At 62.5% G+C, this 10,987-nt stretch carries 10 protein-coding genes and 1 pseudogene; 8 read left to right on the top strand and 3 right to left on the bottom strand.

Annotated elements, in window-relative coordinates:
* Window positions 1-14: 14 nt before the first annotated feature.
* A complete protein-coding gene (locus tag H7C86_RS08205) occupies window positions 15-839 on the top strand; it encodes a crotonase/enoyl-CoA hydratase family protein (RefSeq protein ID WP_007734275.1) in 825 nt (274 codons plus the stop codon).
* Between the two features lie 164 nt (window positions 840-1,003).
* Here the strand turns inward: H7C86_RS08205 and H7C86_RS08200 are convergent, their stop codons facing one another.
* Complete coding sequence (locus H7C86_RS08200) at window positions 1,004-1,963, bottom strand: hypothetical protein (RefSeq protein ID WP_182261381.1); 960 nt, start codon at window positions 1,961-1,963, stop codon at window positions 1,004-1,006.
* 217 nt (window positions 1,964-2,180) lie between these two features.
* A complete protein-coding gene (locus H7C86_RS08195) occupies window positions 2,181-3,218 on the bottom strand; it encodes an LLM class F420-dependent oxidoreductase (protein ID WP_182261380.1) in 1,038 nt (345 codons plus the stop codon).
* Between the two features lie 73 nt (window positions 3,219-3,291).
* Here H7C86_RS08195 and H7C86_RS08190 point away from each other — a divergent pair, with 73 nt between their 5' ends.
* From H7C86_RS08190 to H7C86_RS08165, 6 genes are all read left to right on the top strand, one after another.
* Window positions 3,292-4,269 carry a Zn-ribbon domain-containing OB-fold protein gene (locus H7C86_RS08190; protein ID WP_021342921.1) on the top strand — a complete coding sequence of 326 codons (978 nt, stop codon included), beginning with the start codon at window positions 3,292-3,294 and terminating at the stop codon, window positions 4,267-4,269.
* A gap of 10 nt (window positions 4,270-4,279) precedes the next feature.
* Entirely contained in the window at window positions 4,280-5,350 is a 1,071-nt protein-coding gene (locus H7C86_RS08185; protein WP_047889541.1) for a thiolase domain-containing protein, read from the top strand.
* On the top strand, window positions 5,350-6,531 hold the full coding sequence (locus H7C86_RS08180; protein ID WP_021342919.1) for a thiolase domain-containing protein: 1,182 nt from the start codon (window positions 5,350-5,352) through the stop codon (window positions 6,529-6,531). Before H7C86_RS08185 ends, H7C86_RS08180 begins: the two co-directional genes overlap by 1 nt.
* 35 nt (window positions 6,532-6,566) lie before the next feature.
* Window positions 6,567-7,430, top strand: a complete 864-nt coding sequence (locus H7C86_RS08175; RefSeq protein ID WP_019746978.1) for a TIGR03619 family F420-dependent LLM class oxidoreductase — start codon at window positions 6,567-6,569, stop codon at window positions 7,428-7,430.
* 9 nt (window positions 7,431-7,439) lie between these two features.
* Window positions 7,440-7,850, top strand: a complete 411-nt coding sequence (locus tag H7C86_RS08170) for a nuclear transport factor 2 family protein (RefSeq protein ID WP_019746977.1) — start codon at window positions 7,440-7,442, stop codon at window positions 7,848-7,850.
* A 173-nt stretch (window positions 7,851-8,023) separates the two neighbouring features.
* On the top strand, window positions 8,024-8,404 hold the full coding sequence (locus H7C86_RS08165) for a VOC family protein (protein ID WP_020906296.1): 381 nt from the start codon (window positions 8,024-8,026) through the stop codon (window positions 8,402-8,404).
* Window positions 8,405-8,598: 194 nt separating this feature from the next.
* On the opposite strand, the gene H7C86_RS08160 is transcribed toward H7C86_RS08165, so the two are convergent.
* Window positions 8,599-9,849, bottom strand: coding sequence for a cytochrome P450 (locus H7C86_RS08160; RefSeq protein ID WP_003945573.1), 1,251 nt, complete (start codon window positions 9,847-9,849; stop codon window positions 8,599-8,601).
* A 174-nt stretch (window positions 9,850-10,023) separates the two neighbouring features.
* Between H7C86_RS08160 and H7C86_RS08155 the strand changes: the two are divergent.
* Window positions 10,024-10,932 (top strand): annotated as a pseudogene (locus H7C86_RS08155) (steroid 3-ketoacyl-CoA thiolase); the annotation flags it as partial.
* Window positions 10,933-10,987 lie beyond the last annotated feature (55 nt).

Below are 10,987 nucleotides of genomic sequence, written 5' to 3'. Positions count from 1 at the left end.
GCCAGGAGCCATCAGTGTCCACTTCGACGACCGAAAAATCAGACATTTCGGAAACCGCGCCGCATTGCCTCGTGGAGAAGCGTGGCCACGTTCTCATCGTGACCATGAATCGCCCCGAGCGTAAGAACGCCATCACCGGCGAAATGATGGCGATCATGGTCGACGCCTGGGATCAGGTCGACAACGACCCCGAAATCCGCGTCGCGATCCTCACCGGAGCTGGCGGCGACTTCTGCGCCGGCGCCGACCTCAAGAACATGTCCGCCAAGCCTCCGGGAGATTCCTTCGCGGGCGGCGGCGTCGACATGTCCAAGATCGAAGGTCTACTCAAGGGGCGCCGGTTGACCAAGCCGCTGATCGCTGCGGTCGAGGGTGCAGCCATCGCCGGCGGAACCGAAATCCTGCAGGGCACCGACATCCGCGTCGCGGGCGAGAGCGCCAAGTTCGGCGTCTCCGAAGCCAAGTGGGGGCTCTTCCCGCTCGGCGGTTCCGCGGTGCGTCTCGTTCGACAGATTCCGTACACGATCGCAGCCGACATCCTGCTCACCGGTCGTCACATCAAGGCTCCGGAGGCCAAGGAGATCGGGCTCATCGGCCACGTCGTCCCGGACGGTCAGGCCCTCGACAAGGCGCTGGAGCTCGCGGACCTGATCAGTGCAAACGGCCCCCTCGCCGTGCAGGCGATTCTCAAGACCATCCGCGACACCGAGGGCATGCATGAGGAAGAGGCCTTCCAGATCGACGCGCAGCTGGGCATGAAGGTGTTCATGAGCGCGGACGCCAAGGAGGGCCCGCGAGCCTTCGGTGAGAAGCGGGCGCCCCAGTTCAAGGGTGTCTGAGTCAGGGTTGTCCGACCCACCCCCCTTTCCCCCTCTCGGTGCACCGGTGCCCTATCCCGTCCCACTCTGCACAGCACCGCTCCCCACACCACCGCTCTGCGCACCACCGCTCCCCGATCGCGTGAACGTATCGCTCCCCTTGTCTGACAAGGGGAGCGATACGTTCACCCTCCGGGTCTGGCACTGATTGACACCCTCGGACGCGGCCGTGACGCGGCCAGCGCAAAATGCGCACGCAGGTCGCTTATCGCGCGCTCGGGCTCTGCGCGCAACGCGCTCGGCACAGTCGGAAGCACGATGATGCCCGCGTTCTGCATACGAGTCCGACGCTCGACCGTCGCCCGGTAGTCCCCAGGTGACAGATGCCAGTCCAGTGAATCGATGTCCCACGCAAAAGCCACAGAATCGATCCACCCGTCGGGCATTGCAATGAATTTCCCGTTTGCGTCGCAGATCTCACGGTTGAATACCATTTCGGGCAGCCCGGTTCTCCTCCAGAGCTCGCGGGCCTCTGCCTCTGGCACCGAATGCACGTTGGCATCCACCTCCCGCAAAACTTTGCGGGGCAACGCGCTACCGCGAATACTTCCGGCTTCCAACTCTTTGGACAGATCACGAACCACAACGTCACCTCGTTGAACGACGTCTGCAATCAACGCGCGAGCACTATCCAAAGTCTTGCATCGCCGTGCAGCATCGAGTACCGCCCGAACCAGTGGCGCGCAATCAATTCCGCTGCGTGTCAGTGGCGTCGGCAGCCTTACAGTCCTTTCGACCACGACGAATCCGGTCGATTGCACCCTGCGATGCATGGGCATCAAGATTTGAACCTCGCCGGAGTGCGGACGATAGCCATGCTGCGCCATAGCGGCTTTTCCAGTGACCATCGATCCGCGGCCGCAGAACATCAATGCAGCGATCGTGCGCTGTCGCGGCGTCGGATAACCGTTCCCCAGCAGAACTATGCCGGGAAGCATTCGCTGCCAAGTACCGCCCGTGCGGCATCGCCCGGCAATCGCTGTGTCCGACACACCCAATCTGGTCAGCTCTGCCACGCGAATTACGCCATCCGTGCTCGCAACGATCAGCACACTCGGATCGTCTCCCCATTCGCCCCTTCTCATGGAGACATCATGGGCTTTCCCGGCCGCGCAGGCCCTTGCCAATCAGGCATTTACACCGACCTGTGGATAACCCTCCGCCCTGTGAACGTATCGCTCCCCCTGTCAGAGAAGGGCAGCGATACGTTCACGCGATGTGGCAGGAGGCTGGCGGCGGCACTGAGGTTGGGAAATTAGTGCTCGAGCATTCCGTTCGCTCGAAAAAAAGGGTGTGCCCCGCTCAACCACCCACCGCGGCCGCGAGCTCTCGCACATGGTCGGCGTCGCGGCAGGTCACCAGCAGCATCGTGACTCCGGCTTCCTCCCAACGCTTCACGTCCGCGCGCACCTCGTCGACGTTGCCGATGATCATGGTCTCGGTGACCATCTCGTCGGGGACGACGGCAGCAGCTTCGTCCTTGCTGCCCGACATGAAGAGGCGACCGATCTCGTCGACCTCCTTCTCGTAGCCCATCCGCTTGTAGACCTGTGCGTGAAAGTTCAACTCCGGGGCGCCCATTCCGCCGACGTAGAGGGCGGTCATCGGCTTGAGCGCGGCGATGGCGCCGGCGCGATCGTCGGTCACGATGACCTGGCACGTGGCGGCCACCTCGAAGTCTTCGCGACTACGACGGGCCCCGGCGCGAGCGAAGCCTTCGTCGAGCCACTTGTTGTACATCGGGGCCAGGCGTGGGGTGTAGTAGATCGCCAGCCACCCGTCGGCGATTTCACCGGCGAGCGCGACGTTCTTCGGCCCTTCGGCGCCGAGCCAGATCGGGATGTCCGCACGCAGCGGGTGCGTAATGGGCTTGAGCGGCTTGCCAAGTCCCGAACTGCCCGGTCCCGCATACGGCAGAGGGTAGTGGGGGCCGGGGCTGGTGACGGGCGCTTCACGGGCGAGGACCTGGCGCACGATCGAGACGTATTCGCGGGTGCGCGCGAGCGGCTTCTCGAATGGCTGGCCGTACCAACCTTCGACGACCTGCGGGCCGGATACGCCGAGCCCGAGGATCGTTCGCCCACCGTTGAGGTGATCGAGAGTGAGCGCGTGCATGGCACAGCTGGTCGGTGTTCGTGCCGAAATCTGTACGACGGACGTGCCGAGACGGACGTTCTCGGTCCGAGATCCCCACCAGGCAAGCGGGGTGAAGGCGTCCGAGCCCCACGACTCCGCCGCGAAGACCGCGTCGAATCCCGCGCCTTCCGCGGCCTCGATCAGTTCCGGGGCGTTTGCCGGCGGCTGTGCGCCCCAGTATCCGAGTTGCAACCCAAGCTTCATCGCAGGCCTCCACATTGCCGGTGATCAGAAGTGACTCTTGCCACAATCTCTAGAACCTGTTCTACTCGATCTTGTGACCATCGGAAAGAGCGGGGTGGCCGACAAGCCCCTGAGCGCACCATTGAATCTCCATTTCGACTACACCAGATCGACGGGACCGACCATCGGCGCGTTCGTGACTGCCCTGCGTGATCGCAAGGTGATCGGCGCACGTGGGTCGAACGGTCGTGTCTTCGTGCCGCCACCGGAATTCGATCCGGATACGGCCGAACCACTGACCGACTTCGTCGGAGTCTCCGACGGCGGAACGGTCGTGAGTTGGACGTGGATGCCCGAACCCATCGAGGGTCAACCCCTGACGAAGCCTTTCGCGTGGGCCCTGATCAAGCTCGACGGCGCGGACACGTCCATGCTCCACGCGGTCGACGTCGACTCCCCCGACGACATCAGCACCGGCCTGCGGGTTCGTGCTCGCTGGGCGTCGGAGCGGATCGGGCAGATCAAGGACATCGAGTGCTTCGAACCAGGTGAGAGCGAAAATGGAATCGCGACAGTCGATTCCACCGCCGATCCTGTCACCATGATCACGACGCCTGTCGACCTGCACTTCATGCATTCCGCTTCGGCCGAGGAGAGTTTCTACCTCCGTGGTCTCGCAGAAGGCAAGCTGATCGGTGGTCGCAGCGGACCCGAAGACAAGATCTACATCCCACCGCGCGGCGCGAATCCCACCAACGGGAAGCCGACGAGCGAGCAGATCGAACTGCCCGACAAGGGAATTGTCACCACCTTCTGCATCGTCAACGTCCCGTTCCTCGGGCAGCGAATCAAACCTCCCTACGTGGCCGCCTACGTGCTTCTCGACGGAGCCGACATTCCGTTCCTGCACTTGATCCTCGAATGTGATGCCGCGGACGTACGCATGGGCATGCGCGTCGAAGCCAAGTGGAAGCCTCGCGAAGAGTGGGGTTACACCCTCGAGAACATCGAATACTTCCGGCCGACAGGTGAACCCGACGCCGAGTACTCCACCTTCCAACACCACCTGTGAGGCTCCTGAAATGACTTCTGCAGACATCGCAGTCGTGGGCTTTGCTCAGGCACCCCACGTCCGCGAAACCAACGGCACCACCAACGGCGTCGAGATGCTCGTCCCGTGCTTCCAGCAGCTCTACAGCGATCTGGGAATCACCAAGTCCGACATCGGCTTCTGGTGCTCCGGATCTTCCGATTACCTGGCCGGACGAGCGTTCTCCTTCATCTCGGCCATCGACTCCATCGGAGCGGTCCCGCCGATCAACGAATCTCACGTCGAGATGGATGCTGCGTGGGCCTTCTACGAAGCGTGGATCAAGATCTTGACCGGCGAGGTCGAGACCGCGCTGGTGTACGGCTTCGGCAAATCCTCCGCCGGGCACCTGCGCAAGATCCTGTCCATGCAGCTCGATCCGTACCTCGTCACTCCGCTGTGGCCGGACTCCGTCTCGATCGCCGGACTTCAAGCCCGACTCGGACTCGACGCGGGTAAGTGGACGCAAGAGGACATGGCGGAGGTTGCCGCTCGCAGCCGTCGTCACGCGCTGAGTAATCCGAAGGCTCAGCTCGCGGGCGAGGTCGACATCGAGGCACTACTCGCCAGCCCGTTCCTCGCAGATCCGTTGCGCGCACACGATTGTGCACCCATCACCGATGGTGCGGCAGCAATCGTCCTGGCCTCGGGTAATCGCGCCCGCGATCTCTGCGATCGGCCGGCGTGGATCACCGGACTCGAGCATCGCATCGACTCCCCCAACCTGGGTGCACGTGACCTGACCACGTCGCCGTCCACTACGTCGGCAGCCAAGGCGGCAACGGGCGGCGAGGTCGGCAACATCGACGTCGCCGAACTGCACGCACCGTTCACTCACCAGGAATTGATATTGAAGGAAGCGATCGGCCTGACCGACGCCACCACGATCAATCCGTCCGGCGGTCCGCTCAGCGGCAACCCACTGTTCGCCGGTGGTCTGGAACGAATCGGCCACGCCGCCAAGGCAATCTTCGACGGCCAAGCGAATCGCGCTCTGGCCCATGCAACAAGCGGCCCTGTGCTGCAGCAGAACCTGGTAGCAGTCTTGGAGGGACGGAACTGATGGCCGGAACGCCTCAACTCGCGGCCGTGCTCGGCACCGGCCAAACTCACTACGTCGCAAAGCGTCATGATGTCTCGATGGCGGGCTTGGTTCGTGAAGCCATCGACGCCGCGATGCTCGACGCCAACGTCGGCTGGGACGACATCGACGCCGTCGTGATCGGAAAGGCCCCCGACCTGTTCGAGGGTTCGATGATGCCCGAACTCGCCATGTCGGATGCCCTTGGCGCCAACGGAAAGCCGTTGCTGCGTGTTCACACTGCCGGCTCGGTGGGTGGTTCGACGGCTATCGTCGCCTCCAGCCTGGTCAAATCCGGTGTCCACAAGCGCGTTCTGACGGTTTCATGGGAGAAGCAGTCCGAGTCGAACGCCATGTGGGCGCTGTCCACACCGGTACCGTTCAACATGCCTGTCGGCGCCGGCGCCGGTGGATACTTCGCCCCGCACGTCCGTTCGTACATTCGTCGATCGGGCGCACCGGAGCACATCGGCTACCTCGTCGCGGTGAAAGATCGGCTCAACGGCAGCCTCAATCCGTATGCGCACCTGCGGCAGCCGGACATCACCTTCGAATCGGTGCAGGCATCTCAGATGCTCTGGGATCCGATCCGCTACGACGAGACCTGCCCGTCCTCGGACGGCGCGTGCGCTCTGGTGATCGGCAACGAGGAAGCGGCCGCACAGGTCGAGGCCGAGGGTCGTTCGGTCGCGTGGATCCACGCGACGTCCATGCGCACCGAGCCGACCTTCTATGCCGGACGCGATCAGGTCAATCCGCAGGCCGGCCGTGACGCCGCGGCCGCGCTGTGGAAGTCCGCGGGAATCACCGATCCGCTCAACGAAATCGACTGCGCCGAAATCTATGTCCCGTTCTCGTGGTTCGAGCCGATGTGGCTCGAGAACCTCGGTTTCGCGGAGGAAGGCCAGGGATGGAAGCTGACCGAGGCCGGCGAAACCGCGATCGGCGGCAAGCTCCCGGTCAATGCCTCGGGCGGTGTTCTCTCTTCCAACCCGATCGGCGCCTCGGGCATGATCCGTTTTGCCGAGTCGGCGATGCAGGTCATGCACCGCGCCGGCGATCACCAGGTGGCCGACGCGCGCAAGGCTCTCGGCCATGCCTACGGCGGTGGCTCGCAGTACTTCTCGATGTGGGTCGTCGGCTCCGAACGTCCCACCACGTAACAGCAGCACACACGCCGATCAGGAAGAGACCGAAGATGAAGTACACCGTCGGGGTTGCCATGAACCCCTTGGACCAGTTAGCCGGTATCGCCAAAACGGCCGAGGAATGCGGCTTTTCGTCGATCGCTCTCCCCGATTCACTGTTCTTCATGGAAACGCAGGCGGCGGATTACCCGTACACCCCGGACGGGTCTCGGATGTGGAATGCCGAGACCCCCTGGGTCGATCCGCTGATCGCCGCAGCTGCAATGGGCGCGGTGACCGAGAAGATCGAGTTCTACACCCAGGTGCTCAAGCTGGGTAGCCGCAATCCGGTCCTGCTCGCGCGGCAGGTCGGATCGGTAGCGGCATTGACGAACAACCGTTTCGGCTTCGGTGTCGGAATCGGTTGGGCTCCTGAAGAGTTCGAGTGGTGCGGCGCTCCGTACAAGCGTCGCGGCGCCCGAGTGGACGAGATGATCGACGTTCTCAAACTAATTCTCGGCGGCGGGATGGTCGAGTATCACGGCGAGTTCTTCGATTTCGATCGCCTGCAGATGAGTCCGGCTCCCACCAAGCCGGTTCCGTTCTACGTCGGCGGCCACACCGAGGTGGCGCTCAAGCGTGCTGCGCGAGTCGGCGACGGTTGGACCTCGGCGATGATCAAGTTCGACGACCTGGTGGGTGTGATCGCACGACTACGCGAACTGCGCGCCGAGTACGGCCGCGAGAACGAGCCGTTCGAAATCCAGACGGTGTGCATCGACCGTTTCGGCAAGGACGGTTACGCAGAACTCGAAGATGCCGGCGTCACGGACATCATCACCGTACCTTGGGTTTTCGACGGAATCGGCTTCGATGCCCCGCTGGAGGCAAAGCAGGATTCGATGCGTAAGTTCGCCGAGCAGTACATCAACTGAGGAGTCGCGATGACTGACGAACACCCCGCCCGCGTCGCGGGTAACGCTTCGCGCGCCGCAGCGAGTGGCAAGAACAAGGAAGCCTGGCTGGACCTCTTCGCCGAGGACGGTTGGGTGGAGGATCCGGTCGGGCCGTCGGGATTCGATCCCGAAGGCAAAGGCCATCACGGACGCGAAGCGATCTCCAAGTTCTACGACATGACGATCGCGACCGCGGACAAGCTCGAGTTTCTGATCGACGATTCACTGGTGTGCGGCAACGAGAACGTCAACATCGGCAAGATCCGGACCACCATCGGCGGCTCGATCATCGACGCCGAGGGCGTGTTCGTCTATCGCGTGAACGACGCAGGCAAGATCGCGTCACTTCGAGCATTCTGGGAAGTGGACCGTGCGATGAAGACGGCACGCAAAGCCTGAGAACCCACAGTACGAGAGCGGCCCCGGTCATCGACCGGGGCCGCTCTCGTCGTATTCGAATCAGCCTGTCGTACTTGCACCGAGAACCCTGAAATGGTTTCCTGGTTGCCAACGTCGCGTGTCGATGACGGACTGCGTCAGGCATGGAGGCGTCGTACTGCAAGGGGTCACTCATGACCATTTCGTTCAACCACACCATCATCGCCGCAAAAGACCGACAAGAGTCTGCGTGGTTCTTCACTCACATGTTCGGTCTGCCAGGCCCGGTCGAGGCCGGCTACTTTCTCGGCGTCGAACTCGAGCACGGGGTGACACTGGACTTTGCACAGGTGGAAGAGGGCGCCGAGGTTGCGTCTCAGCACTACGCTTTCCTCGTCTCCGAAGATGACTTCGACGGCATCTACCAGCGGATACAGGCGTTGAAACTTGATCACTGGGCCGATCCGCGCCAGTCGAGTACCGGCTTCAACACCAACGACGGTGGGCGTGGGGTCTACTTCCTCGACCCGTCGGGACATTTCCTGGAAGCGATCACCAAGCCATACGGCGGCTGAATTAGAGATTGAACTACAAACGGCGGCGCCTACGGGAGATGAGGGATCCCGCAGACGCCGCCGCAGTTCCAGGTTGCCAACTAGTGGCCCCCCGGAACGTCTACTGTAGTTCTGCGTGTTCGAGAGTGCAGAGGCAACTCCCGAAAACCTACACAGAACCTACTCGCCGGTTACCAGGTCAGTATATGTCCGGATCAGTGTTTGACCGGGCAGCCCGATGTCTTGTAATCAACCTGAAACTCTTTGATGCCGTTGAGCCAGCCCGAGCGCAGGCGACGGGGATCGCCGAGCCTGGTGATGTCGGGTAGGTGATCGGCGATCGCGTTGAAGATCAGATCGATTTCGAGACGAGCCAAGTTGGCGCCGATGCAGAAGTGCGCACCCGTGCCGCCGAATCCGAGGTGCGGATTGGGGTCACGCATGATGTCGAACTTCGTGGGGTTCTCGAAGACGTCTTCGTCGAAGTTGGCCGACGCGTACATCATCACGACGCGATCGCCCTTCTTGATCTTCTGTCCCCCGAGTTCGGTGTCTTCGAGCGCGGTCCGCTGGAAAGAGGTCACCGGGGTGGCCCAACGAACGATCTCGTCGGCCGCAGTCTTCGGGCGTTCCTTCTTGTACAGCTCCCACTGGTCGGGATTGTCGAGGAAGGCAACCATGCCGTGTGTGATGGCATTGCGAGTGGTCTCGTTACCCGCGACCGCAAGCAGAATCACGAAGAAGCCGAATTCCTCTGGGGAGAGCTCATTTCCGTCGATGTCAGCTTCGATGAGCTTGGTGACGATGTCATCGGCGGGACACTTCTTGCGCTGATCCGCCATCTGGTACGCGTATCCCAGAATCTCCATCGACGCTGCCTGCGGATCGATGTCGAACTCAGGATCGTCGTAGGACGTCATCTGGTTGGACCAGTCGAAGAGCTTCATTCGATCTTCCTGCGGCACACCGAGAAGCTCGGCGATTGCCTGCAGCGGAAGTTCGGACGCGACCTGAACCACGAAGTCTCCGGCACCACCGGCAGCCGCAGTCTTGACGATCTTTTCGGCGCGCTCGGTCAGTTCTTCGCGCAGGCTGTTGATGGCTCGCGGGGTGAATCCACGCGAAACCAGCTTGCGAAGCTTGGTGTGCTCCGGAGCGTCCTTGTTGATGAGGATGAATCGCTGCATCTCGACGTTCTCGCGCGGGATGTCGTCGGCGAAGCGAGGAATCGCAGTGTTCTCGTGGGTCGAGAAGATGTCGCTTCGCTGCGAGACCTCCTTGACCTCTTCATGACGGGTGACCACCCAGAAGCCCTCGTCCTGGAATCCACCGATTTCCGGGGGCTGCGGATTCCACCACACGGGGGCCGTCTTCCGGAGTTCGGCGAACTCCTCGAACGGCATGCGTTCCGCGTAGATGTCGGGGTCCGTGAAGTCGATTCCCTCGGGGAATGCGGGCTGTGCCACTGATGTCTCCTGCCCTAAGCCTTTTCATCACAGGGGTGATGGGGATCCGTGATGTGTAACACGTTCTACTCTCATTGAAACACAAGCCTGCTTACTAGGAAAGGAAACGTCGACAGGTCTTGCTTCCCGCAGAGAACCTGTTCTACTTTTTCATTACAAGGAAAGGAGCCCGCTGTGGGCACACCAGTAATCGTCGAGGCTGTCCGTACACCGATCGGCAAGCGCGGAGGTTGGCTCGCCGGTCTGCACGCCGCCGAGATCCTCGGAGCGGCACAAAAGGGCGTTCTCGACCGGTCGGGAATCGACCCGTTGCTGATCGAGCAGGTGATCGGCGGCTGCGTCACCCAGGCCGGCGCTCAGTCCAACAACATCACGCGCACGGCTTGGCTGCACGCCGGACTTCCGTGGCAGACCGGCGCAACCACCGTGGACTGCCAGTGTGGTTCGGCCCAGCAGGCGAACCATCTGATTGCCGGACTGATTGCCACCGGCGCCATCGACGCCGGCATCGCCTGCGGCATCGAAGCCATGAGCCAGGTTCCCCTCGGCGCAAACGTCGGCGATCAGGCCGGACCGCGTCGGCCGGCGACGTGGGACATCGACATGCCCAACCAGTTCGAAGCTGCGGAACGCATCGCGCGTCGACGCGGACTGACCCGTGACGACATCGAAGCCCTCGGCGTCCGCTCGCAGGCGCTGGCCAAGCAGGCCTGGGAGGAAGGGCGTTTCGACCGCGAGGTTCTCGAACTTTCGGCGCCCCAGGTCGACAAGGAAGGAAACCTCACGGGCGAGACGAAGCTCGTCAATCGCGATCAGGGCCTGCGCGATACGACGGCCGAGTCCCTAGCCCGACTGAAGCCCGTCCTCGAAGGCGGGATTCACACGGCCGGAACGTCTTCCCAGATATCCGACGGCGCGGCCGCAGTCCTGCTCATGGACGAGGACAAGGCTCGCGCACTCGGGTTGAAGCCGCGAGCCCGCATCATCGCCCAGGCACTGGTCGGCTCGGAACCGGAATTCCACCTCGACGGACCGGTGCAGGCAACCAGCCGTGTCCTGGAGAAGAGCGGAATGAAGATCGGCGTTATCTCTAGCGCCGCATCAGGATGAAGGCACGGTAGGCACGGCGTGTCGGTCG

Origin of the sequence: Rhodococcus sp. UFZ-B548, assembly GCF_903819475.1 — a bacterium.
Taxonomy (GTDB): Bacteria; Actinomycetota; Actinomycetes; order Mycobacteriales; family Mycobacteriaceae; genus Rhodococcus_F; species Rhodococcus_F erythropolis.
The sequence above is the reverse complement of the archived record's forward strand: the minus strand, read 5'-3'. Positions and strand labels throughout refer to the sequence as shown.